This is a genomic window from Arthrobacter sp. ISL-69 (genome assembly GCF_018613775.1).
Lineage (GTDB): Bacteria > Actinomycetota > Actinomycetes > Actinomycetales > Micrococcaceae > Arthrobacter.
On the sequence record NZ_JAGGPO010000060.1, the window covers coordinates 19,548 to 44,079 of the forward strand.

The 24,532-nt window shown below is 62.8% G+C and carries 22 protein-coding genes and 2 pseudogenes; 10 read left to right on the plus strand and 14 right to left on the minus strand.

Annotated features, from left to right (window positions below):
- Nucleotides 1-45: 45 nt before the first annotated feature.
- Together J7I79_RS23835 and J7I79_RS23840 are read left to right on the plus strand one after the other, a co-directional pair.
- The gene (locus J7I79_RS23835) at nt 46-738 is read left to right on the plus strand and encodes a DUF998 domain-containing protein (RefSeq protein WP_214957723.1); all 693 of its coding nucleotides are present in this window, start codon (nt 46-48) and stop codon (nt 736-738) included.
- A gap of 253 nt (nt 739-991) precedes the next feature.
- Nucleotides 992-2,374, plus strand: coding sequence for an MFS transporter (locus J7I79_RS23840; protein WP_251043226.1), 1,383 nt, complete (start codon nt 992-994; stop codon nt 2,372-2,374).
- A gap of 103 nt (nt 2,375-2,477) precedes the next feature.
- On the opposite strand, the gene J7I79_RS23845 is transcribed toward J7I79_RS23840, so the two are convergent.
- A complete protein-coding gene (locus tag J7I79_RS23845; RefSeq protein ID WP_214957725.1) occupies nt 2,478-2,705 on the minus strand; it encodes a CGNR zinc finger domain-containing protein in 228 nt (75 codons plus the stop codon).
- A gap of 199 nt (nt 2,706-2,904) precedes the next feature.
- Between J7I79_RS23845 and J7I79_RS23850 the strand changes: the two genes are divergently transcribed.
- A complete protein-coding gene (locus J7I79_RS23850) occupies nt 2,905-5,535 on the plus strand; it encodes an AMP-binding protein (RefSeq protein ID WP_214957727.1) in 2,631 nt (876 codons plus the stop codon).
- A 37-nt stretch (nt 5,536-5,572) separates the two neighbouring features.
- Here J7I79_RS23850 and J7I79_RS23855 read toward each other — a convergent pair whose 3' ends face one another.
- Nucleotides 5,573-6,478, minus strand: coding sequence for a LysR family transcriptional regulator (locus J7I79_RS23855; protein WP_251043238.1), 906 nt, complete (start codon nt 6,476-6,478; stop codon nt 5,573-5,575).
- Nucleotides 6,479-6,751: 273 nt separating this feature from the next.
- On the opposite strand from J7I79_RS23855, the gene J7I79_RS23860 reads away from it, so the two are divergent.
- Nucleotides 6,752-7,870: a PrpF domain-containing protein gene (locus tag J7I79_RS23860; RefSeq protein WP_214957730.1), complete on the plus strand. Its 1,119-nt coding sequence runs from the start codon at nt 6,752-6,754 to the stop codon at nt 7,868-7,870.
- A 12-nt stretch (nt 7,871-7,882) separates the two neighbouring features.
- Entirely contained in the window at nt 7,883-9,331 is a 1,449-nt protein-coding gene (locus tag J7I79_RS23865) for an SLC13 family permease (RefSeq protein WP_214957732.1), read from the plus strand.
- Between the two features lie 676 nt (nt 9,332-10,007).
- Here the strand turns inward: J7I79_RS23865 and J7I79_RS23870 are convergent.
- From J7I79_RS23870 to J7I79_RS24520, 4 genes are all read right to left on the minus strand, one after another.
- Complete coding sequence (locus tag J7I79_RS23870; RefSeq protein WP_214957734.1) at nt 10,008-11,021, minus strand: isopenicillin N synthase family oxygenase; 1,014 nt, start codon at nt 11,019-11,021, stop codon at nt 10,008-10,010.
- Between the two features lie 597 nt (nt 11,022-11,618).
- A complete protein-coding gene (locus J7I79_RS24510) occupies nt 11,619-12,011 on the minus strand; it encodes a hypothetical protein (protein ID WP_251043227.1) in 393 nt (130 codons plus the stop codon).
- Between the two features lie 13 nt (nt 12,012-12,024).
- Entirely contained in the window at nt 12,025-12,264 is a 240-nt protein-coding gene (locus J7I79_RS24515) for a hypothetical protein (RefSeq protein WP_251043228.1), read from the minus strand.
- Nucleotides 12,261-12,452, minus strand: coding sequence for a hypothetical protein (locus J7I79_RS24520; protein WP_251043229.1), 192 nt, complete (start codon nt 12,450-12,452; stop codon nt 12,261-12,263). The genes J7I79_RS24515 and J7I79_RS24520 overlap by 4 nt, the downstream gene beginning before the upstream one ends.
- Here J7I79_RS24520 and J7I79_RS24525 point away from each other — a divergent pair.
- From J7I79_RS24525 to J7I79_RS23885, 3 genes and pseudogenes are all read left to right on the plus strand, one after another.
- Nucleotides 12,432-13,067: a hypothetical protein gene (locus tag J7I79_RS24525; RefSeq protein ID WP_251043230.1), complete on the plus strand. Its 636-nt coding sequence runs from the start codon at nt 12,432-12,434 to the stop codon at nt 13,065-13,067. The genes J7I79_RS24520 and J7I79_RS24525 overlap by 21 nt on opposite strands.
- Nucleotides 13,067-13,321, plus strand: coding sequence for a hypothetical protein (locus J7I79_RS25080; RefSeq protein WP_396020248.1), 255 nt, complete (start codon nt 13,067-13,069; stop codon nt 13,319-13,321). The genes J7I79_RS24525 and J7I79_RS25080 overlap by 1 nt, the downstream gene beginning before the upstream one ends.
- A gap of 6 nt (nt 13,322-13,327) precedes the next feature.
- Nucleotides 13,328-15,011: pseudogene (locus J7I79_RS23885) on the plus strand (purine-cytosine permease family protein).
- Between the two features lie 18 nt (nt 15,012-15,029).
- On the opposite strand, the pseudogene J7I79_RS25085 reads toward J7I79_RS23885, so the two are convergent.
- From J7I79_RS25085 to J7I79_RS23925, 8 genes and pseudogenes are all read right to left on the minus strand, one after another.
- A pseudogene (locus tag J7I79_RS25085) lies at nt 15,030-15,365 on the minus strand (substrate-binding domain-containing protein); the annotation flags it as partial.
- Nucleotides 15,366-15,497: 132 nt separating this feature from the next.
- Nucleotides 15,498-15,722 (minus strand): hypothetical protein, encoded by a 225-nt coding sequence (locus J7I79_RS23895; RefSeq protein WP_214957737.1) that lies wholly within the window; start codon nt 15,720-15,722, stop codon nt 15,498-15,500.
- A gap of 38 nt (nt 15,723-15,760) precedes the next feature.
- Nucleotides 15,761-16,804: an NAD(P)-dependent alcohol dehydrogenase gene (locus J7I79_RS23900; protein ID WP_214957739.1), complete on the minus strand. Its 1,044-nt coding sequence runs from the start codon at nt 16,802-16,804 to the stop codon at nt 15,761-15,763.
- A 23-nt stretch (nt 16,805-16,827) separates the two neighbouring features.
- Nucleotides 16,828-17,811: a D-2-hydroxyacid dehydrogenase gene (locus J7I79_RS23905; RefSeq protein ID WP_214957741.1), complete on the minus strand. Its 984-nt coding sequence runs from the start codon at nt 17,809-17,811 to the stop codon at nt 16,828-16,830.
- Nucleotides 17,808-18,905 carry a tartrate dehydrogenase gene (locus J7I79_RS23910; RefSeq protein WP_214957743.1) on the minus strand — a complete coding sequence of 366 codons (1,098 nt, stop codon included), beginning with the start codon at nt 18,903-18,905 and terminating at the stop codon, nt 17,808-17,810. Before J7I79_RS23910 ends, J7I79_RS23905 begins: the two co-directional genes overlap by 4 nt.
- On the minus strand, nt 18,902-20,326 hold the full coding sequence (locus J7I79_RS23915; protein ID WP_251043231.1) for an aldehyde dehydrogenase family protein: 1,425 nt from the start codon (nt 20,324-20,326) through the stop codon (nt 18,902-18,904). Before J7I79_RS23915 ends, J7I79_RS23910 begins: the two co-directional genes overlap by 4 nt.
- Nucleotides 20,327-20,469: 143 nt before the next feature.
- Nucleotides 20,470-21,747 carry an FAD-binding oxidoreductase gene (locus tag J7I79_RS23920; protein WP_214957747.1) on the minus strand — a complete coding sequence of 426 codons (1,278 nt, stop codon included), beginning with the start codon at nt 21,745-21,747 and terminating at the stop codon, nt 20,470-20,472.
- A 26-nt stretch (nt 21,748-21,773) separates the two neighbouring features.
- The gene (locus J7I79_RS23925) at nt 21,774-22,448 is read right to left on the minus strand and encodes a haloacid dehalogenase type II (RefSeq protein WP_214957756.1); all 675 of its coding nucleotides are present in this window, start codon (nt 22,446-22,448) and stop codon (nt 21,774-21,776) included.
- A gap of 406 nt (nt 22,449-22,854) precedes the next feature.
- Between J7I79_RS23925 and J7I79_RS23930 the strand changes: the two genes are divergently transcribed.
- A complete protein-coding gene (locus J7I79_RS23930; RefSeq protein ID WP_214957758.1) occupies nt 22,855-23,781 on the plus strand; it encodes an ABC transporter substrate-binding protein in 927 nt (308 codons plus the stop codon).
- A 57-nt stretch (nt 23,782-23,838) separates the two neighbouring features.
- On the plus strand, nt 23,839-24,532 hold a 694-nt coding region (locus J7I79_RS23935; protein WP_251043232.1), incomplete at its 3' end, for an amino acid ABC transporter permease.

A 24,532-nucleotide genomic window follows, 5' to 3' on the forward strand; every position in this document is an offset into this window, starting at 1 on the left:
GCTGCCAGCCTCAGGCAAGCATCTGGTAGTACTAGGCTTCACCTTGTGATCTCGAACTCTGCTCCCGGACGGCGTGCGCGTGGACGTCGTCGTGTCAGGATGGCCGCCGCGGCGGGCATGATCGGGGCAGTCCTTTTCGTGTCCGTCTTCACAATTTACGGGTGGCTGTCCCCCGGATACTCCCCGACGGGCATGTTCGTCAGTGAACTGTCCCTTGGCGCCTACGGCTGGGTGCAGATCCTCAACTTTGTCCTCACCGGCGCGTTGATGCTGGTGTTCGGAGTCGGGCTCTCCGCCTACTTCAGCACCGGCGCGGCGTCCCGGTTCGGCCCCGCGCTGATAAAAGCAATCGGAGTCAGCCTGATGGCCTCCGGACCATTCACCACCGACCCGTCCGTGATGTTCGACCAACATAGCGTCCATGGCATCGTGCACGGCATCTTCGGTGCCTTGGTATTCACATTCGCGCCGATCAGTTGCTTCGTGTTCTACCGGCGCTTCCGCAGTGACCCGGTCTGGCGCCCGCTGGCTGGATGGACACTGGCCGGCGGCATCGTCCTCACCCTCGGAGTAGCCGTGCTCAGAATCAGCCAGCAGCCCGGGAACGGACTGTTTGAATGGAAAGGCCTCGTCCAACGGATCATTCTGGTCACGTTCATGACGTGGATCTTCGCGGTCGCATTCCGCCTAGGCAACCGCTACCCGGGCCGGGCAGCCATCCGCCAAGCGCAGCCCTAGGTTCAGATCCCGTTCTCCGAACCCGAAAATGGTGTGCCATGGCGACGTCCCGGCGCCGAATCCCACCGCGGCGACCGGCGCCTTCGCCTTGGTGCAGTCGTGCGAACGTTGACGTAATGCGCATCACCTCATATGCTAAATGAATCGATTCAAGGGAAAGGGCTTTCCAGCCCCTTCGACAATCGTGATCACGAAGCACACCCGCAGAATGGAATTCCGGTTCCTTGCCAAAGACGACGAAGGATCTTATCGAATGAGCACCGCCCCCGGAGACATCCGCGCAGACCTCAAAGCCGACGCCGGCCGGAGGGACCCGAAGAAAGCCGCGATGAGCGGTTGGATCGGAAGCGCCCTTGAGTACTACGATTTCGCGTTGTACTCGTTGGCCGCGACGCTCATTTTCCCCGCCATCTTCTTCCCGTCCGAGAACCCGACCGTAGCGATCATCGCCTCGCTAGCGACCTACGCGGTGGGTTACCTCTCTCGTCCGGTTGGCGCTGTTGTCCTGGGCGCGTATGGCGACAGGCGCGGCCGCAAGCAGGTGCTCGTCTTCGCGATGCTGCTAATGGGCTTCGCGACCTTCGCCGTCGGACTCTTGCCCACGTACGGACAGGTCGGCATCCTGGCACCCGTCCTGCTGGTGATCCTTCGCCTGATCCAGGGTTTCGCGGTCGCAGGCGAGCTCGGCGGTGCTAGCGCGATGATCGTCGAACACTCCCCAGATGCCAAGCGCGGCTTCTTCGCCAGCTTCAGCCTTCAGGGCACGCAGGTCGGCTCCATCTTGGCCACGGCTGTTCTGCTTCCGCTCGCCGCTTTTCTTCCCGACGACCAGTTCGAAACCTGGGGCTGGCGCATCCCGTTCCTTCTTAGCGCCCTCGTGATCCTGGCCGGCTACCTTATCCGTCGTCGGGTACAGGAGCCGCCGGCGTACCTGGCGCAGTCCGATAGGAGTAAGGCGAAGCCCCGGTTCCCGCTCGTTGACCTCCTGCGCACCCACCCATGGGTCCTTGTCCGCTGTGTCATCATGACTTTCACTAACGTGATCGGCATGGCGACTCTCATCTTTGGCGTGTCCTACGCGACCCAAGAGGGCTACGGCATCGGATACTCCAGCAGCGAGTTCCTCTGGGTAACCCTCGTGGCTAACGTGGCTGCCGTAGCGACGATCCCGCTGTTCGGCGCTTTGTCCGACAGGATCGGCCGGCGTGGGCTCATGGTGGCTGGCGGGATCGGTGGCGGTCTGCTGGCAGGGGGATACTTGTGGGCAATCGACCAGAGGAGCCTGCCGCTGGTCTTCGTGTGCATCGTAATTGTGCAAGGAATCTTCTTCCAGATGTGGAACGCGACATTCGCCACGTTCTTCCAGGAGCAGTTCCCTATGCGGATCCGAGTGACCGGGTTCGCGGTGTCGCAGAATGTAGGCCTGATGATCGCGTCGTTCTTCCCGAGCATCTTCACGGCGGTCGCTCCCCCCGGGTCAACGAACGTTCCTTTGGTCATCGGGCTCACCACGTTCGGCATTTGCCTCGTCGCGGCGCTGGCCACCCTTCTGTCCCCCGACACTAAGGGCAAGTCCCTCGAGGACCTCGAAGCTCACAACGCCAATTCGCAGCCGCTTAGGAGCTCCCGCGCATGAAGTGAACTCCTTTGAGCAGGTGAAGGCAGCGGCGCCGAGCTCGACCCATTCCCGGGCCTGGGCAGGGTTGGCCTCGATGACGAAGTTGTGCGGTTCCCGACCATCACGCTCTGGCCGTGTTCCGGGCGGGCTGGTTGGCGGCCTGTCGGTGTCGGGCGACTGCGTCGGTGTTTCCGCACCGGGCGCTGCAGTAGCGCTGCCTGCCGGCCTTGGAGTTGTCGATGAACGCCCTGACGCAGGCCGGCCGGGCGCAGGTGCCGATCCGGAGCCCGCCGCTCCAGGCGATGAACAATGCCAGGCCGCCAGCCGTGACGGCCTTGACCCGGGACACAAATGCCTGATGATGACGGGGATCTGTCGTTGTGGCGGTCGCGGCGAAGAGTGTCGTCGCCTGCGTCGTGCTCGCTGTGGTGGGGTTCGGCCTAACCGCGCCGCCCTCAGGGGTCGGTGTCTAGTCTGCCGCGTAACGTTCGCGGCCGGTGACAAAGTCCACTTGAGTTAGGTTAGCTTTCCCTTCTAGTGTGCAGGGCGTGGATGTACAGCCAGACTTGGCCGGCGTCTCGTTCGCCGCCAAGCTGGCCGGCTTCGGAGACCGCCCCGCCATCAGGACCAACGACCAATCAGTGAGCTACAGCGAACTGGCACGACGCGTGGAGGACACGACCCGTACCTTCGGCCCCGGCCGGCGGCTGATTGCCCTCGAGGCCGAGAACTCCCTCCCGTCCCTGGTGGTCTACCTCGCCGCCCTGTCTTCCGGCAATCCATTGCTTATCCTGCCCACGGGCGGCGGGACGGCCACCGAGACGCTCGTTGCCGCGTACGATCCGGATGTCGTGGTCCGCACATCCGACGGTGAGGCGGTACTGGACGTACGGCGGGAAGAAACCCGGCATGAGCTGCACCCGGAGCTGGCGCTGTTGCTGAGCACCTCCGGATCCACCGGTTCGCCCAAACTCGTTCGCCTGTCCGGTGACTCCGTGCAAGCCAATGCGTCAGCGATCGCCCAGTACCTGCACCTGCGTCCCAGCGACACCGCGGCCACCACGCTCCCCCTCTCCTACTGCTACGGGATGAGTGTGGTGAACAGCCACCTCCTGGTGGGCGCGTCCCTGGCGCTGACCGACCTCTCAGTGGTGGACCCGTGTTTCTGGGAACTGGCCCGCACCGAAAAAGTGACCTCCTTCGCCGCCGTGCCCTACACCTTCGATCTCCTCGACCGGGTGGGATTTGAGCACATGGACATACCCAGCCTGCGCTACATCACCCAGGCCGGTGGGCGGCTGGATCCGGACCGTGTCCGTTCCTACGCAGAACTGGGCCGGCGGCAGGGCTGGGACCTGTTCGTCATGTACGGCCAGACCGAGGCCACCGCCCGCATGGCCTACCTGCCCCCTGACCTGGCAGCAGAGTACCCCCATGCCATTGGAGTGGCCGTGCCCGGCGGATCCTTCAGGCTGGAGCCCGTCCCCGGTCTGGACGCCGGCGAGCTCGTCTACTCAGGTCCCAACGTCATGCTGGGGTACGCCGAACGGCCCGAAGACCTTGCCTTGGGACGGGTCATCACAGAGCTTCAGACCGGTGACCTGGCCAGTTGCGGGTCCAATGGCCTCTACGAAATCGTTGGCAGGCGCAGCCGTTTCGTCAAAATCGTAGGTCTGCGCGTAGACCTTGGCCAGGTCGAACGGCTGTTGGCCGACCTTGGCCTGACCACCGCGGCTACAGGCTCGGACGATGCAGTGGTCGCCGCGGTGGAAGGCAACCACGACCTTGCCCTGGTGGCCAAAACGCTTGCCCAGGACCTGGGCCTGCCGCGCTCGGCATTGCAGCTTCATTCCGTGGACTCCGTACCACGGCTCGCCAACGGAAAGCCGGATTACCCCGCCGTCCTGGCCTTGGCGACCCAAAATGGTGACGGCGGCAGCGGCACTGTCACTGGACCGGAACCGGTAGCACACCCGGCTGACGCCCGGACGATCTTCGCGGAGGTCCTTGAACAGGAGGACATCGCCGATACGGACACATTCGTTTCCTTGGGCGGTGACTCACTGTCCTACGTGGCAGCGTCGGTCCGGCTGGAACGTGCGCTCGGATACATCCCCCAGGGCTGGCACCTGATGCCTGTCTGCGAACTTGCGCCTGCCCCGCACCGCCCGCAGAGTCCGGCGGCCGCGACCACAGGCGGGTCTGCTGGCCAGCCGGGCGGTCGGACCGCGCGCACTTCGCGGGGCTGGTACCGGCGGATGCTTGCCCCCATGGAAACAGGGATTGTCCTCCGCGCCGTTGCCATCATCTTCATCGTCTCGACACATATAGGCTTCTTCCACTGGGAAGGCACCGCCCACGTACTCATCGCCGTCGCCGGCTATAACTTTGCGCGCTTCCAGCTGACCGGCACCCGCAGTGCCCGGCTCCGACGGCAACTGCGCAGCATTGCACGGATCGTCGCGCCCAGCGTTGTGGTTATCGGCTTCGCCTTCGCAGTGACGGATACCTATGCTTGGGCAAATGTCTTCCTGCTCAATCCCCTGCTGGGTCCGGAGGGATGGACGGACTATTCCCGCTTCTGGTTCATCGAGATCCTGGTCCACATCCTGCTGGGTCTCGCCGCCCTGCTGGCGATCCCTGCCGCCGATCGTGCCCAGCGCAGATGGCCGTGGGCCTTCGCCCTGGCATTGATAGCCGTTGACCTGCCGTTGCTCTTCGACCTTGTCGACACCCGCTATCCGGGCCAGGGCCCAGTCCTATGGCTGTTCGGTCTGGGTTGGGCCGCTGCCGCGTCGCGGACGCTGTGGCAGCAGGCAGCCGTGACAGCAATTGCCCTGCTCACAATCCCTGAATCCTTCGACGACCAGTACCGTAGCGCAACGATCCTTGCGGGCTTCCTCATCCTGCTCTGGCTTCCCACCCTGTCCGTCCCGCGCGGACTCCACCGGCTCACCGCCCTGCTGGCAAGCGCGTCCCTGTACATTTACGTCACTCATTGGCTGGTGTACCCGCTCGTGGATCCGGCGCAGAAGGGCATGGCCGTCATCGCTTCCCTGGCAGCAGGCACCCTCTACTGGGCCGCAGCCACCCGGTCCATGGGCCTGGCGGAAAAGTGGATCAGGAGACGCCAAGTACCACAGCTGAAAATACGGGCGGGAACCAGCCTGCACGTATGAGCACGCTGGCTAGCACCGGTCACGCGGCCTCTGTCGTCTAGAGATAATCGCTGGCCCGTTCGCGGGCGATTTCCAGCAGCGTGGAGTGGAAGGCGACTTCTGCCGGGGCGTAGACCTTGTCCTCCCGTTGTGCCAGAAGCACCCGCCGAAGCGGGGCGGTCGGACCGAGGCTGAGCACCCTCACGTCGGGGTGTTGGAGGGCTACGGCTGTCTTTGGCACCAAGGCGACGCCCATTCCGACGCTGACCATGGCTTGGGCCTCCTGGTAGTCGTTGGCCAGGAAACCAATGGTTGGTTCGAACCCGGCGTCGTGGGCGGAACGCTGCAGCACCTCCACTACCGGGTGGGCCTCCGCGCGCACGATCCACGATTCGTTGCGCAGATCCTCCATGCTTACCTGTTCCCGGTTGGCCAGCGGATGACTGCCGGCTACCAGGATCACGGTGCTCTCGCGGAATACTTCTGTAACCCGGATGGACTCATCGTGGAAGCGATTCCAGGGGTAGTCCCACAGCAGGCACAATCCGGTGACCCCGGACTCCAGGTCCGCCACGAGTTCGTCGAAGCGTGCGCTGCGCAGCGAGAGGCTGATGGCCGGGTAGCGCTTCTTGAAGGTCCTGATGACGATGGGCAGGAAGGACCCGGCGAGGGTGGGGAAGGTGCCGACGGTCAGGGACCCGCGATTGAGGCCTGCGATCTGGTCCAGATCGGATTGGGCTGCCCGCATTTGCCGCACGATCTTGCGGGCGTGGCCCGCCAGGACCTGGCCGGCTTCGGTAGGCACCACCCCGCGGGACCGGCGGTTGAGCAAAGGCTGCCCCACCTCTTGTTCGAGCTTGCGCAGCTGCTGGGATACGGCCGACGGCGTATACATCATGAGCTCGGCCGCGGCCGTGATCGATCCCTGCTCGACCACCTCCAGCAGCAAGGCCAGCCGTCGCATGTCGAACAAAGAATGATTTTCTTCGTGAAGCAACGCTTTACCCTTCTGATAGTTTCCTTAATTTCCTGCACTAGTAACGGCATCCGCGCGATGGCGGGCCGGTCCTGTTGGCCATCAGCCCCCGGTTAGCACTCCGGCGTCCCCTTGGGACCAATGATTTAAGAAATTCTACCTTCCCCCTAAAATATTGAACATTGTCTTAATTTGTGATGTGGCTCAATCTCTTCTCAGGCCCTGGACGACTTTCAGGCAAACGAGGAGATACGAGGAGCGATGAAGATCCAAGCGGAGTGGATGCGCGGAGGCACCAGCAAGTGCTGGGTGTTCGAGGCCGAGCATCTGGAGGAAAGCCGAACCAGCCCGGACATGCTGCTGCCACGGCTGTTCGGCAGTCCCGACTCCCGTCAGATTGACGGTGTCGGAGGGGCGACGTCGACCACCAGCAAGGCAGTGATCCTGCACCGCCCCGCCCAGGAGGACGTCGACGTCGACTTCACCTTCGCACAGGTGGGCATCGAAGAGGCAGCGGTGGACTGGGGCAGCAATTGCGGCAACTGCTCCGCGGTTGTGGGCCTGTACGCCATCGAAAAGGGGTGGGTGATCCCCAATGGAGACATCACCCGGATCGTCACCCGCAACACCAACACGGGACAGGTCATCGTCCAACGTGTAGCCACCCCCGCAGGCGCCCTGCCGATCGTTCCGGACGCCCAGATGCCCGGCGTGCCCTTCCCCGGCTACCGGGTCGGCCTCGGCTTCCAGGACCCTGCCGGCAAGACCACCGGCAGCCTGCTGCCCACTGGCGCGGCGACCGACACAATAACCGCCGGCGGAACGCGCTGGACGGTATCAATGGTCGACGCCGGAGCGCCGGTAGTGATCGTCCGCGCTGAGGAGCTTGGCCTGGACCCAGCCCGGTACGACAGCTGGGTCGCCGGGGTGGAGCTACAGCTGGAAACCCTGGAGCACATCCGTCGACAAGCTGCCGTGCGGATGGGGCTGGCACCAACGATCGGCGAAGCTGCCCACGCCATCCCCAAGCTCGCACTCATCGCCTCCCCCACCCAGTCGGACCCGGCCAGCGACGTCAACGTCATGATGCTCTCGATGGGCAAGCCCCACCCGGCCCTGGCCATCACCGGCAGCATCGCCCTGACTCTCGCCGCACGGACCCCGGGCACCGTACTCAACAACATCACAGGCGACACGCCGCCGGCCACCCTGAGACTACGCACTCCCGCGGGAGTGATCGAAACCTGGAGCGAAGAGCGCGACGGGTCCCTGCTGGTCGGTGTCGACCGAACGGCCCGCACCATCGCCACCACCATCATCCACCTCCCGGAGGCCCTCGGCAGCGCTGTCGAAGCCTCACTAGCATCAGCCACTCAATGAGGAGCCAAGATCATGACTAAGACTATTTACCAACCTGCTCCCGAGGCAGAGGGCGAAATCCGGGAAGACCGTTCCAAGCGTCCCAACCGCCGCCGCCGTATCCTGCTGATATCGGTAGCCGCGATCGCGATCCTGGGTCTGGTCGCCCTCGTGTTCGGGGGTGCCATCTTCAACCCGGCGGCCACCCCGGAATCGGAGCCGACCATGACCGCTACCCAGATCATCCCGCTCGTCATACTTCTCGTGATGTTCGTCGTCGCCACGAAATGGCCACTGAACATCGGGGTGATGGGTCTGGTGGCATCGTTCGGCGTCGGGTACTTCATGCTTGGAATGAGCGACAAGGAGATCCTCGAAGAATTCCCGGCCAGTATCGTTCTGACGATCATCGGGGTCACCTACTTCTTCAGCATGGCCCAGAGGAACGGCACCATCGACATCATCGTCCAGACCTGTGTGCGCCTGGTCCGGGGTAAGACACTGCTTCTGCCTTGGGTGTTCTTCCTCATGGCTGCCGCACTGACTTCACTGGGTACCTTCTCCCCCGCCGCCGTCGCACTTCTGGCGCCCGCTGCCATCGGCTTCGCCTACGAGTCGCGCATCCACCCCGTACTCATGGGTGCGTTCATCATTAACGGGGCCCATGCGGGCGGATTTTCCCCGTTGTCCGTTGCCGGCGTGCTGGTACACGACATCGCGCTGAAAAATGGCTTCCCGATCTCTCAAGGCGGACTCTTTGCCGCCAGCTTCGCCCTCAATCTCATCCTTTCGGCCCTGACCGTCGCACTGTTTGCCCTCCTAGGCAAACTGCGGGACGGCGAGGGTGCCCAGCATGTCGACGCTGACGCGCCCCGCACCACGCGTCCCCACGGCCAGCAAATCCTCACGCTGGTTCTGATCGCTGCGATGCTTATCTGCACCCTTGGCTTCCATATGCCCATCGGCTTCGTCGCCCTCTCCGCCGGCCTCCTGCTGGCACTGATCAACATCAAAGAACACCGGACCTTCATCGGCGGTATCTCCTGGTCTACCGTCCTGCTGGTGGCCGGCATGATCACCTATGTCTCGCTGCTCCAGCACGTCGGCGTCATCGACACCCTTGCTGAGCAAGCCCTCGCCCTGGGTGCGCCCCTGCTGATCGCACTGGTGCTCTGCTACGTGATTGGCGTCGGCTCAGCCTTTGCCTCCTCCACGGCGTTGCTGACCGCATTCATCCCCCTGGCCGGTCCCCTCTTGGCGTCCAGTTCGCTGAGCGCTTCGGGAACTGTCGCTGCACTCGCCATCGCCGCGACAGTGGTGGATGTCTCTCCCTTCTCCACCGACGGTGCCCTCGTTGTAGCCAACGCCCGCGAGAACGACCGCCAACGCGTCTACAAGCAGCTGATGATGTACGCCGGTGGAGTGGTTCTGGTGGCCCCGGCGCTGGCATGGGCCTTGCTGGTACCCACCGGCATCATGTGACCGGATCACGCCGCCCGGGCAACCCAGTCGACACCACCCACGGCCCCGGACAAGCTCGGAGGAAACGCCACATGCGCCCGGACACAACGTCCGGCACGCGTGCTGCCGTTCCCGCACTCCATCGCAACAGGTAGCCCGAAAGCCGGGCGCGGGAACTGCGCAGCATGCACAGGAGGCAGGGTGACCACTAGGTCACCCTGCCTCCTCCCACAACCGTCCCCGGACGTAGTCCATCAGCCCGGCCCGCCCCGCCCCAGGAGAAAACCAATGAACTTCCGCCCTTACGCCGCCAATCCGCTTACCGGATCCCCGGACTCCAAACCAGTTCCCAACTGGTGCAAGCTGTCCCGAGCCGACGAAGTAGAGATCCACAGTCATGGACAGCCCATAAGCTCAGGACACATCGACATGCTCGCCCTCGACGGCAGCGTCCTCTGGCTTCAGCAAAGTGAGGGAAAGGGCCGCTCACTGTTTCTGCGTAGCGATGGCGCTCGCGTTTACCGTCGACCCGCAAACAGCAACAACTAGATTTGGCCGCCCTGCGCCACAATCCAGGCTTCGGCCAACGCCGCTCGTCCGGGACGCCACCCCGAGCACCGGAGTGTCTGGATCATATTTCGAGGCAACACGGGAATCCAAACAGCAGCGGCTGATCCAAGTCCAGCCCTTGGCGCTGTCAGCGTTGCATCAGGTCCGCGTGGTGCACCGTTACTACGTTCGGGTGGGCCCGAAGCCGGTAACGAAGGGCGTTATCCCCGTAGGTTTCCAGAATCGGGCTGTTCGTCGGGTCAACTGACAGGCCGCGAGCCTTGGTTTGGAACTCAGGGCTCACCGCGAGCTGCGGCATCCTCGCGTCCAGTGCCGGGTTGTAGAAGAACGGAAGAGAGACCCTGTCAGTGCCGCGCGGCGGCGAGACCACGCGGTGCAAGGTCGCCTTCAGATAACCGTTCGTTGCCAGTTCGAGCATCTCGCCGATGTTGACCACGAAAGTTCCGGGCACCTGAGGTGCGTCAATCCACGTGCCCTGGTACTCGACTTGGAGGCCCCCCTTGCCGGGCTCCACCAGGAGGAGCGTCAGCACGCCGCCGTCGCGGTGGGAGCCGACACCCTGCTTGGGTTCCTCGTAGGATGACCCCGGATACCGTACAACTTTGAGCATGGGGAAAGCCCGTGCGGCGAATGCCTCATCGAACGTGTCTTCGGGCGCGCCGAGGGACACGGCCAGAGCACGCAGGAGAGTCAATGAGATAGTGCTCAGCCGCTCCGTCCACTCGGCGACAATCTCCCTCATTTCGGGCAACGCCTCCGGCCACAGGTTGGGCCCCTCGAGGCGCCAATAGTCCGCGACGCCCGGGCCTGGCGCCACCGCGTCCCGCTCTACGCCGATGTCGATCTGCTCGCGCCAGTCAACTGCACCGTCCGTAAGTTCCCCGCCCACACGGGTGTAGCCACGGAATTGCGGGCTGTGGACATTCTCGATCGCGAGCTTCTGTTCTTCGGGCAATTCGAAGAACCGGCGGGACACGTCCAGCATTGCGTCCGTGAGCCCCTGCGGGACGCCATGGCCAGCCAGATACAGGAAACCGACCTCATGCATGGCGTCGCGCAGTTCGTCACGAAACCGGGAAGCCTCCTCCGCACCCGCGTTCAATTGGGAGAAGTCGACTACGGGCAGTGTTTCGAGTGGCAACGTCTCCAGTCCTTTTCAGCGAACTTGGCAAGCAGGCACATGTGTCTATTTTCATGATAAGGCCGGGCAACTACGTCGGGCATGAACGTGCCGAAACGACGCATCACAAAGCAGCATGTGGCTCGGGCTCCGCATCCGTCCGAACTCCGCTACCAAAGAATCAGACCCGGTAGGTCACTGGCGGCGGCCCGAGGGCGCCCTTAAACTGGCCTTGACAACACGGATTGTGGGCGCCCTCAGATCGGAGAAGCTCATGCTTTCGGCTCTGCTGTGCAAGTTGAATATCCGCCACGAATGGCACGTAGAGAACACCGAAGACGGTGGCCTGTACAAGCGATGCAGGCGCTGCGGCAAGGATGACGACCGCGGCGGTGGCGGGACAGGCGCCGGCGGCGCTTGGGCGGGCCCCGCCGGGATGGGCTAAACCCGTAGACGGAAGAGCGACTTCCGTTGGCTGCCCCTGCCGGAGACTCGGTTGCGACGTCCGTGCAATGGACTGTCCTGGCGTCCCTGCTGTCTCGCTCGCCAACGGTAGGCGGGCCACCCACGAGTTCCACGAGAACCCGAGGTGACCCGCCGCCGTCGTACGCCAAAAAGTCAGTCGTTGATCAGTTCAGGGGTCGCACTCACGGGCGCCACAGCGTCGCGGACCTTCTTGCCGCGGGCATAGCCAACGAGTCCCAAGGCCAGGATGCAGCCGAGTGTGCCGAGCGCGAAGGCCTCGAAGGTGAACTGAGAGACGCCCCAGGTTGCCTCGAAGTCGTACTCCAGGCCGAAGCGGACCTCGAGTGTTCCGGGGAAGATCGCCACCCAGGAGCCGATCAGGATCCAGATGAAACAAATGGCACCCAAAATGCGGAAACCGGTGTCGGATACCGGAACCTTGAAGGGCCTATCAGCGAGGGGATATTTGCTCCGCAGCCGGACTGCGGCCGGGATAGCCAGAAGGTAGGTGAGCAGGAACGTTGAGATGGCGATGGTCAGGACCACCCCGAACAGTGCGCTACTGGTCTGCCATGGCTTGCATGCGGTCGCTGATGATCATCCATGCCGCGCCTTGCGACACAAGGACGAAGCAGAAAATCACCGCTGAAATGTCCATCATGACCTCAGCGGCCGGGCCGAACACCGTGTAGACGGTGGCCACTGCGCCGAACACGCCACCGATGCCCGTGATCTGGTCGAGCGGCACCACCAGCAGGATGGCCAGGATCGGCAGGAGGTAGCTCGCTGCGGCGATCATGGAGGAGCGTGCGATCGAGAGGCAACATCCTTGGCCGGGTTCTTCATCTCCCCCGCGGCGCTGTTGCCGGACTCGAAGCCAAGGAATGAGAAAAGCAACAGTGGGGTGACGCCAAGGAAGCCGGCCAGGGTGGGTGAGAAGAAACCGAGTTCGAGTCCGTTGAATCCGTGCTGCAGCCCATAGGCCATCTCTTTTCCTTCACGCGGCCCGACAGCAGCAGGGTTGCGCTCCTCAGAACCGTGATGGATGCCGCCGTCATATCCTGCGCGGTCCTCAATGTCAGCTGGCACACGGTGCTCGGGCCGGTATTCGGTTCGAAGAGCGATGACCCCCTCGCCCGGTTCACGGGCCTGGCCTACCCGGTCGTTGACGTCATCATGACCTCTTTGGTCCTGGTGCTCGCGATGCGCAGGCAGCCCGGGGAACGGCTGCCTTGGCTCTGTTTCGGGGGCGGCCTGCTCATGCTCACCGTTACAGACAGCATCTATGTGAGGCTGACCTTCGAGGGTGTCACCGGGGTCACGGGTTCGCCCCTGGCCGTTGGTTGGATCACGGCGTTTCTGCTCATCGCACTCGCGCCGCTGACGCCGCAGGCCGAGACCACGGGCCCGGACCGTCGGGGGTACGCCCTGGCCCTGGAGCTGTTACCGTACCTGCCAATCCTTGGCGCCGTTGTCTTGTTTGCTGCCCCGCATGTGAACGAGCTCGGGACGTTACTTCTGGCCCTGGGCATCGCGATGGAGCGGAACTGCAATACAGGTACACGGCCGCTGACGCGATCGGGCGCGACATCACGTTCCTGATTCCGCCTGACCGCCGGGAAACCGAAGCCGGAATTCCCGCATCGATCGGCGCCGGCGGGGAAGCCAGGAGCTATGAAACGGAACGACTACGGAAGGACGGGACTTCCGTTCCGGTATCCCTGACCATTTCCGTCTGTGTTTGGGGGTGGCGGGACGAGTGGTTCAGAAGTTACAGGTGTGAAACACGCTGGAGATCGGATCGTTGCCGCACGTGGCTAGTGTCGGGGGCGACGACGCACCCCCGACGAAAGTGATGACGCATGAGCGAGGACCTGACGAGTACCAGAACACTTGAGCCGACGACGACGGCGGGTAACGCCGACGCGATGAGCGCAGCAAAGGAGCCTGGAGGACTACACGCTCCGGTTCGCTCCGCGCTCGTACCGGAAATGGAGCGCCGGGGTTGTGGCCACGAGTGCCCTGGGTGGCATCGCATACCTGGCCGACTTCTCCATCGGCGCCAACATCGGCATCGCATACGGCACGGCGAATGCCATCTTCGGCATCGTCGTGGCCGCCGTGATCATCTTCGCCACGGGTTTCCCGCTCGCCTATTACGCCGCCCGATACAACATCGATCTTGACCTCATCACGCGCGGGTCCGGATTCGGCTACTACGGTTCGGTGGTCACGAACGTCATCTTCGCGACCTTCACATTCATCTTCTTCGCGCTCGAAGGCTCCATCATGGCCCAGGGCCTGGAATTGGGGGTCGGAGTCCCGCAGTGGCTTGGCTACGCGGTGTCCACGGTCATCATCATTCCGCTGGTGATCTACGGGATGAAGACACTGGCCACTTTGCAGGTCTGGACCACGCCCCTGTGGCTGCTGCTCATGGTGGTTCCCGTTGGCTACCTATTGTTCTCCCACCCGGAGAGCATCGACGACTTCTTCGCCTATACCGGCGCTTCCGGTGAGGATGGCACAAGCCTCGCGTCGGTGATGCTGGCCGCCGGTGTTTGTCTTTCACTCATGGCCCAGATCGCCGAGCAGATCGACTACCTGCGGTTCATGCCGCCCAGGACCGCAGAAAATAAGGGCGCCTGGTGGCGTGCTGTGATCCTAGCCGGACCGGGCTGGGTCATCTTCGGCGCCATCAAGCAGATCGTTGGCATGTTCATTGCCGTCTACCTCATTGCCACCCTCGATCCCGCAGCATCCATCCACGCCAACGAGCCCGTCCACCAGTTCCTTGGCGTGTACCAGGAGATGATGCCCGCGTGGCTGGCGATGTCCCTCGCCGTGGTGCTCGTGGTCATTTCACAGATCAAAATCAACGTCACCAACGCCTACTCAGGTTCGCTCGCCTGGACCAACAGCTTCACCCGTATCACCAAGACTTACCCGGGCCGCATGGTGTTCGTGGTGGTGAACTTGGTCATCGCGCTGATACTCATGGAGTCGAACATGTTCGAATTCCTGAATACGATCCTTGGCTTCTACGCGAACTGCGCCATGGCCTGGGTGGTGACAGTGGCTTCGGACATCGCCATCAACAAGTACCTGCTCAAGATCTCGCCGAAGGTCCCAGAATTCCGCCGCGGCATGCTCCACGCAGTGAATCCAGTTGGCTTCGTGTCCATGTTGGTCTCGGCCGGAGTTTCCATCGCCGTGTTCTTCGGGGCGTTCGGCGCCGGGGTCCAGCCGTACTCGCCGATTTTCGTCGTGGCGTTGGCGCTCATACTCCCGCCAGTCCTCGCGCTGGCGACGCAGGGCCGCTACTACCTTCGGCGCACCGACGACGGCATTGACCTGCCAATGTTCGACGCCGACGGCAACCCGAGCGATGCAAAGCTGCTCTGCCACGTCACGGGACTTGAGTTCGAACGCCCGGACATGCTCCGCTCAGGTCAGAACGGACCCGACGGCGAACCCCGGTTCATCTCCTCCCTCGCCTTGTCCACGGACAAGTCGGGCGAGTTCGTGCTGCCCGCCCGGAAGTAGGCCGGTTACCGTCCCAGCTCACCCACTTGGCCCTGCGCGCCCCGCGGGCCCCCGGGAGCCCTTGCGGCTGACGTCTATTAGCTTCGCTCGGGCGGGTCGCCTCCAGCGGGTCGCCGACTCCCTCCGGACAAGTGATGCCGCTCCACTGGGAGGTTCAGGCAGCGGATGGCCTTCGGCGAGGTGCAGTGCCACGCCCGCCATGTACAGACCCAGCCGTTCCATATCGACCGCCACGCTTGAGATGGAAGGCATGTAGCGTGCCGCGAGGGGAGAGTTGTCATGGCCAACGACTGAGAGGTCCTCGGGGACCCTGATACCGGTTCGGACCGCGCTGGCAATGACGTCTGCGGCGGTCTCGTCGCAGGCCTGGCCCGGGACTGCAAGTTCGAAGTCGAGGTCACCGCAGCCCGCTAGAAGTCTCGGCGGCGTGACAAGGTAACGAAGACCAGCTTGCGCCCCCGGTTCACGTGCCGGGGCGCAAGCTGGCTAATACGCCGAGGCAAGTCGAAGGCCCCGGAGGCGCGCCTCTGCGCATAGTGTCCAATGTGTGGGCATGCCGTTGATCGCCGGCATCACGTCGCCCTCGGAGACGAATCTCGGGTGGAGGTCTTCATCCGCTAACCACCAACCGGTCTGCGGGCAATGATGACCAGTCAGGGATGCCACGCGGGCGTCATAGGTCGGCAGCGAGTCCAGTGGTCTCTTCTTCATGACGTTCCTTCGGAGAGGGCATTGATTGCAACAAGGGCTTAGAACGTATGTGCGTCGATGACGAAGCGGTACCGCACGTCACTGGCGAGGACGCGTTCATAGGCGTCGTTGATTTTGCTGGCGGGAATGACTTCCACCTCTGCCCCGAGCCCGTGGGCAGCGCAGAAGTTGAGCATCTCCTGCGTCTGCCGGATGCCGCCCATCTTGGACCCGGCGAGGCTACGGCGGAAGCTGACCAGTGACCAGGCGCGCTGCGTCAGCGGCATCGAAGGCAGCCCTACGAGAACCAGGGTGCCGTCCAAAGCCAGCAGCGAAAGGTATTCGTCGATGTCGATATCCGCGGAGACCGTGTTGACGATCAGGTCGAAATGACCTCTCAGGATTTCGAAGGTGGAGGGGTCGGCCGTGGCATAGTAATGCTTCGCCCCAAGGCGGATCGCGTCCTCTTGCTTCTTGAGGGACTGACTCAGCACTGTGACCTCCGCGCCCATGGCTGCTGCGATCTTTACGCCCATGTGGCCGAGCCCGCCCATGCCGATAACGGCCACGCGCTTCCCAGGTCCGGCGGCCCACGTGCGCAGCGGCGAGTACATGGTGATACCGGCGCACAGCAGGGGCGCGGCAGTCTCAAGCGGAATGCCGTCAGGAATCCGCAGGACATAGTTCTCGTCCACCACAATGCTGGTGCTGTAGCCGCCGGCCGTGGGCAGGCCGTCCCTGCCAACCGCGTTGTAGGTGCTCGTCGGCCCGGACAAACAGTGCTGTTCCTCGCCAGCACGGCAGTTGACGCACTCACGGCAGGAATCCACAAAGCAGCCTACGCCCACACGGTCCCCCACTGAATGACGCGTCACCTTGGCTCCGACAGCCTCCACGACGCCGGCAATCTCATGCCCAACGACCAGCGGGTAATTCACGCCCGACCAGTCGCCCCGCGAGGTGTGGATATCGGAATGGCAGATCCCTGCGAATTTGATGGCGATCTGCAACTCGAACTCACCGGGTTCACGGCGTTCGACGGTGCCGGGCTGCAGAGGTGCCGTGGCCGAGACTGCGATATAAGCTTTGGCGAGGGTAGGCATAAGGGTTCCGTTTCTACAGTGGTTCAGGAAGCGGCGACGAAGCCAAGTTCCTTATCGACGACGTTCTGCAGTGGCTCGCCTGCGCGGTACCGCGTCAGGTTGTCCAGAAACAGCAGGCCAAGGTCGTCAATATGGTCTTCGGTGTCCCCGCTCATGTGCGGAGTGATGATGACGTTCTCCATGCTCCACAGCGCGTGGCCGGCAGGGAGCGGTTCCGGGTGGACAACGTCCAGCGCCGCGCCTGTAATCGAACCCGACGCCAATGCTTCAGCCAGGGCATCGGTGTGCACCAGCTCGCCGCGCCCTACGTTGACCAGGTGTGCAGATGGTTTCATGGCCGCCAGGACCTCCGCGTTCACCAGTCCCTTGGTCTCTGAAGTCAGCGGAGCGGCGAGCACAAGATAGTCGTAGTCATGGACGATTCCGGCCAGATCTTGTGAGGAGTGGATCCGTTCGAAGTCATCGTCCCCTGCCCGGCTTGTACGGCCCGCGCCGCTGATCTCCATTCCTACAGCGCGGAAGAGGCGGGCAATTTCACGCCCGATGGAACCGGTGCCGACCACCAGGGCCCGTTGTCCCTGGACCTTGCGAGTCACCCTGTGTTGCCACCGCTGTTGCTGCTGCAGCCGGAACGAGACCTGCGCATCCTTGGCCGTGTCCAGTACGAAACCGAGGGCAAACTCTGCGATGGCCCGGCTGAGGACTCCGCGGGAGTTGGTGTAGACGACATTGCTGCGGATCAGCTCATCAAACAGCAGCTGGCTCACCCCCGCCGCCGAGACATGAACCCACCGAAGGGACGATGCCGCATCCCAGTTCTCCCGCAATGCCGGGGAGAACGAGTGCCACTGGTAGAGCACATCGGCGCCGTCCAGCGCGTCGGCGAGACCATCAGCTTTGGTCAGCCGGACCTCTGCAAGCTCCTCGATCTCCGATAACCGGGGTGGCAGCGCCTCCCTGTAAAGGACCGCGACGACGGGCCGCTTGCGTTCTGCTGCCGCGGTCATGACGCCGCTACTGCAGTCGGGCTGCCCGCCTGTTCCGTGGCCAGGGTGTCGATCGCGGCAAGGACCGCCGCGGTGAATTCCGACGTCGACGACGTGCCGCCGACGTCGCGGGTGCCGTGGCCGTCGCGCAGGGCTGACTCGAATGCATCCTGGAGGTGGGCGGCTGCTTCGCGGTGTCCGAGGTGCTCCAGCATCATGGCGCCGGACCAGATCTGCCCCACGGGGTTTGCCAGGCCCTTTCCGGCGATGTCCGGCGCCGAGCCGTGAACGGGTTCGAAGAGGGACGGGTAGTCGCCCTCCGGGTTCAGGTTTGCGCTGGGAGCCAGACCAATGGAGCCTGTCACGGCACTGCCAAGGTCCGAGAGGATGTCGCCGAACAGGTTGGAGGCGACAATAACGTCCAGGGTCCAGGGCTTCAGGACTAGGTGCGCGGCGAGTGCATCCACCAGTTCGCTGGTGAGGCTGACGTCCGGGTACTCGCGAACCGTTTCGGCAACTACCTCGTCCCAGAACGGCATGGTGTGCACGATGCCGTTGCTCTTGGTGGCCGAGGTAAGCTGTCCCCGCCTCGTCGCGGCCAGTCGTGCCGCATAGTGTGCTGCCCGCAGGACGCCCAAACGGGTAAAGACGGTGGTCTGCATGGCGCTTTCCTCGGGCAGGCCGCGGTACATCCGGCCGCCGATTTCGGAATACTCCCCTTCATTGTTTTCCCGGACAATGAGGAGATCGATCGGATGCCCGGCCGCAAGAGGAGACGTGACGCCGTCGAGCGTTTTGACGGGGCGGAGGTTGATGTACTGCTGGAACTCCCGGCGGATGGGGATCAGCAGCCCCCACAGGGATTCCGTATCGGGGACCTCCGGCGAACCGACAGCGCCCAGGAAGATGGCGTCGTGCCGGGCGAGCTGCTCTAGCCCGTCCTCGGCCATCATCCGACCGTGCCTGGCGTAGTAGTCGCATCCCCAGTCAAAATAGGTGAACTCCAGGTTCAGGGAGTGGATCAGCGCAATCCGCTCAAGGCATTCGATCGCTGCCGGGACAACCTCGTTCCCGATCCCGTCACCCGCGATGACCGCGATTTTGTGGGTGCTCATGTTGCACTCCCTTCTGTGGTGCCTGTCAGCTGCTGCCACCGGGAAGCTGGCTCCAGCAGTTTGATGATGGTGCTCTTGGGTTCGGTCATCTCACGGACGGCGTGCTTGACGCCTTCCCTGCCCACACCGGATTTCTTGAAACCACCAAATGGCATGGAATCGATCCGCACGTCGCTGGTCTCATTAATGACAACGGCGCCTACGTGCAACCGGTCGGCGATGGCCATGGCAAGGTCGATGGATTGTGTGAAGACACCTGCCTGGAGACCGTAATCGGAGCTGTTCGCCGCAATAATGGCGTCCTGGGCTTCAATGAACGGCAGGATGCTGACTACTGGCCCGAACACTTCCTCCCGGATCACCCGGCATTCCGAAGGCACATCGGTCAGGACCGTGGGTTCGTAGTAGGCGTTACGGCGTTTGCCTCCGGCGTGTACGGTGGCGCCGGCAGCTTTCGCTTCCTCCACCCATTCCTCGACCCGCCGGGCCTCTGCTTCGGAAATGAGGGGACCGACGTCGGTGTTCCGGTCGAGCTTCGACCCGGTCCTGAGTGCCTTGGTGCCCGCGGTGACACGTTCGAGGACCTGCTCGAAGATCGAGATGTGTACGTACACGCGCTGCACGGACAGGCAGTTCTGGCCTGCAACACCGAACGCTCCGGCCACAATCGCCTTGGCTGCCTGGACTGTGTCAGCGTCCGGGCAGACAATCGTGGCGTTGTTGCCGCCGAGTTCGGAGATGATCTTCTTGGCGCCTGCGGCGACGGCAATGCGGTCCGCGGTCTGGGGACCGCCGGTGAAGGAGATCAGATCCACCTGCGGATCCGTCACCAGTGCTTCGGAAACGCCCGGACCGGACACGATCGCCGCAATTCGTCCGGACGGAACACCCGCTTCGAGCAGCAGTTGGACCAGTGCCAGCCCCGACAGCGGGGTGCGGCCGGAAGGCTTGAGCACGACGCCGTTGCCCCCGATGATTGCGGGACCCAGCTTGTGTGCCACGAGGTTCAGTGGATCATTGAACGGTGTGATGGCCGCGACGATACCTACCGGCTTACGGCTGTACCAGCCGAGCGTGTTTCCTCCGGCCATGCTGTCATCAAAGCCCAGCGTCTCCCCCGTGAGCTCGCTGGAAGCGGCGGCAGAAAGCCTAAGGGTTTCCATGCAACGCCGCACCTCACGCTCGGCCTCGACGATCGTCTTGCTACTTTCCGCGGAAATGATCTTCGAGAACCGCTCAGACTGTTCGCCCAGAAGCTGTACAGCATTCTCCAGCGCCACGCGGCGTGAACGGAGCGGCCATTCGTCAGTCTGGAGGTGGCGATGAATGTGCGCGATCGCGCGCCGCACGTCCTGCCGTGTTGAGGTGCGGACCCGGCCAAGCAGGATGCCATCCTCAGGGTCCCGTATTTCCAGGGTCATGTCAGTGGTTTGCCACTGCCCTTCAAAAAAGGCACCGCCAGGAAGGTTGGCGACGTTTACCCGGCCATAACCCGTTTCCTCAGCTGTTTTCGGGCGCGCCTGAGCCGCGGTCGTTGATGAAAGCATATGAACCCTTATCCTGCCTATTTGACCCGGTCGATGATTTTTGCGGCTGCGCCGATGAACGGCAGGAACCACGGCGGACCGAAGTGGCCCGGCACCGGCGGGTTCTTCAGGTCTTCCCACACATTGGCGCTCTTGTCTCCGGCCATGTAGTGGGCCATTCTCTTGCCCATGTGCGCGGCCATCTGGACTCCGTGTCCGCTGTAGCAGAGGGAGTAGAAGAGCCCGTCATGGACACCGGCGTGGACCATCTGGTCCATTGACAGGTCCACCAGACCTCCCCAGATGTAGTCCACCTTGGCGTTGGAGAGATAAGGGAACAGCTCGAGCATGGCCTTGCGCAGGATCTCGGCGCTCTTGACGTCCGAGTCCGGGCTGGACAGCGCAAAACGGGCGCGACCGCCGAAGAGCAGCCTGTTGTCCGGCGTGATCCGGAAGTAGTAGGTGAGCATCTTGCTGTCGGACGCCTGGCGCCGGTTGGGGAGGATCCGGTTGACCACGTCTTCGGGCAGTGGTTCGGTGCAGATGATGAAGCTGCCAACGGGGATTACGCGGCGCTGCATCCACGGCGTGATCTTGCCGGTGTAGCCGCTGGTGGCGACCAGGACCTGCTTGGCCCGGGTGATGCCCCGGGTGGTGTGCACGTCGTGCACCGTGCCGGAGACCTTCTTCAGCTCGGTGACACCGGCGTTCTCGCAAATATCCACTCCGCCGGCAGCGGCCGCCCCGGCCAAACCATGCACGAACTTGCCCACATGCAGACCTGCCCCGAGCGGATCCAGCATCGCTCCCTGGTAGAAGTCCGTGCCGATTTCGCTGTGGATCTCGGACTTCGGGATAACGGTGACATGGTGATCGGCCAGAGTGGCCAGCTTCTCCTGCGACCTCAGAAAACCCTCGTAGTGGGACTTGTGGAAGGCAAGAGAGAGCTTTCCGAACCGCTTGTAGTCGCAATCGATGGCATTGTCGTGCACCAGCTTTTCGATGCTGTCGATGGCGTCGTTGTATTCGCGGAACATCTCCACCGCACGGGTACTTCCGTACCGCTTGACCGCGGCGCTGAAGCTGATGGCCAACCCGGTCGTCGCCATTCCCCCGTTGCGTCCCGATGCGCCCCACCCCACGGTGTGCCGTTCGAAAACAGCAACGCTCGCGCCTTGCTTGGCAAATTCCAGGGCTGCGGACAGCCCCGTAAATCCGGCGCCGATGATTGCCACATCGACATTCTCGGGTACCGGAGTCTGCCGGTAGTCTCCGGATGCTTCGGCTGTGTCCAGCCAGTAAGGAATAAGTTTCACGTTTGACCTTTCGCCTCGAAGCCGGTTTAGAGACCGAGGTGCTTGTTGATCTCGTCCAGGGACTTAACAGTGGTGAGGCCGTAGCCCTCGCCAATGGGGTCATAGCCACGGTCCAGCATCCAGAGGTTCCGGAAGCCCATGTCGTGCATCGGGTGCATGTCGTAGCGTGTGTGCGAAGAGATGTGCAGGAAGTCTTCCGGCTTGGCGTTGAGGGTATCGAGCATGTACTCGAAGGCCTGGTAGCGGGGCTTGTAGGCCTGGGCCCGCTCAGCGGTCAACACGGCGTGGAAGTCAGCACCAAGCTTCGGAATGCTGATGTCCAGGAAGCTGTCGTCCGCGTTGGACAGAGCCACCAGCTTGTAGTTGTCGCCCATGAGCTTCAGCGGAGCCGGCACGTCATCGTGGGCAACCCAGCCGCGTACAGCGTCAGCGAACGCTGCGCCGGCGCCTTCGGTCGGCCCAATGCCCCACCGCTTGCATACGCGGTCAAAGGAATCCTGAAGGATCGCCTCGTAGGGCTTGTAGTCGCCGCAGACCTCGTCGAACCGGTACCCGCGGAACTGCTTCTTGAACGCAGGCCACTGCTCTTCAGAGATGCGGCCATCAAGCAGGCGACGCGTGGTGGGGTCGATGTCGAAGTTGATCAGCGTGCCGTAGACATCAAAAGAGATGTACTTCGGCCGGGTGTTCGTGTCTGCCATGATTCGTCCGTTTCATGAAGTCGTGTCGAAGGCCCGGATGCCGAGCCTCCTTTTGGTTCTAGGGCATGTACAGAGCGAGGTGGATTCTTCCCCGTGGCAGGGGACTCTGCTGCCCGATACATCGACTCTAGAACCGAAAATTGTAAATTGTCAACAGTTCGAGCCTCCCCTTCGGGAGTGGTTAACCCATCATTTTTCTTTTCGTCAATTGTTGACAATCGAGTCTGGAGGGGGTTGCATAGTGGCTTAGATGCGGAGGAGATCCGGATCACAACCCCGCATGAAGCACAACACGTCAGTGCCGGCCCCGACCTCGAAGCAGGGGGACGCCGATCGGGCGGTACTGCGAAATATGCACTCGTTTTGGCGGATCCAATTCAGCCGAAACCATTCGAAGGGAAGCACCATGAAGACCATCAACAAAGTCCAGACCGCAGCTGCAGGCTTGGCAGTTCTATTGGCGCTGAGCGCTTGCGGCGGCACTGCCAACAGCGAGCCCGCCGCGGGCGACTCCAAGACGTCCAACACTGCTGATATCTCGGAAGGCGTCCAGCCTGACGAGGCAGCGGTCAAGCTGCTGCCACAGTCCTACAAGGACAAGGGCGAACTCACGGTGGCCATGGACCTCCATTACCCGCCGACCACCTTCCTTGCCGATGACAACACCACCCCGATCGGTTTGAATCCAGACATCGCACGCCTCGTGGCGAAGAAGCTTGGGCTCAAGCTGAAGTTCGAGAACACTGCGTTCGACACGATCATTCCCGGCATCGACGGCGGCCGCTACGACTTCACTGCCACCACCATGTCCCCCACCGCCGAACGCCTGAAGGTCCTGGACATGGTCGACTATCTCGATACCGGCGTCTCGGTGGCCGTGGCCCACGGCAATCCGCTGAACATCAGCAACGACGACATGTGCGGTAAGAACATCGCGGTCACCAAAGGCTCCAACGCCCAGCTGAAGCACCTGCCGAACATCTCGAAATGGACCTGTGAGGACAAAGGCAAGCCGGCCATCAACGGCGTCACCCTTCCCAACGTCCAGGAAGCCCTCACACAGTTGGCCTCCAAGCGCATCGACGGCGTCTTCTATGACACTCCGGCGCTGGTCTGGGCAGACCAGCAGCAGCCGAACACCTTCACTGTCCTGACGCCGCAGGTGGATACCCGCTCGGACCACACCGTTGCCATTGGCCTGAAGAAGGGATCACCGCTGTCCCCGGCTCTGCAGGCAGCGACTCAGTCCGTCCTTGAAAGCCCGGAGTACAAGAAGTCACTCGACAACTGGGGCCTCGACGGTCTGGCCATCACCGACGCCAAGCTCAATTAGCGGGGTACTTCCATGCAGCCAGTGATTATCGAAAGAAGTGAAACCACAATGAGTGGGATGGATCCAGCCCTCAAACCACGGCTACGGCGTCGAAGCACCTTCGAATACGTCGCCTGGGTGGTCTGCAGCCTCGTAGGCTTGGGCATACTCGTTTCCGTATCAACCAACCCCAACTTCAAGTGGGGTGTGGTCGCCAAGTATTTCACCCATGAATCCATCGTCCGTGGCCTGATGCTCACGATCTTTTTGACACTTGCCAGCATGGCCCTCGGAACTCTCCTGGGCCTGGCGCTGGCGGTCATGAGGTCCTCGAACATCAAACCGGTTGCGGCCACGGCAGGGGTGTACATCACGCTGTTCCGTGGCACACCGGTCCTGGTGCAGCTGATCTTCTGGTTCAACGTCGCCGCACTGTACCCGAACCTGTCCATTGGAATCCCCTTCACGGACATCGGCACCGCGATCGACGTAAACGCGCTGATGGCGCCCATCACCGCAGCCCTGGTCGGCCTGACCCTCAACCAAGCCGCCTACATGGCCGAGATCATCCGCGGAGGCTTCACTTCCGTGGGCAAGGGCCAGATCGAGGCCGCCGACTCGCTGGGAATGAGCGCCGGGATGAAGATGCGCAAGGTCATCATCCCCCAGGCGATGCCCTCGATCATCCCGGCAACCGGCAACCAGTTCATCGGCATGTTCAAGGAAACCTCCCTGGTCAGCGTCCTGGGCGTCGCGGAACTGCTCCAAAGCG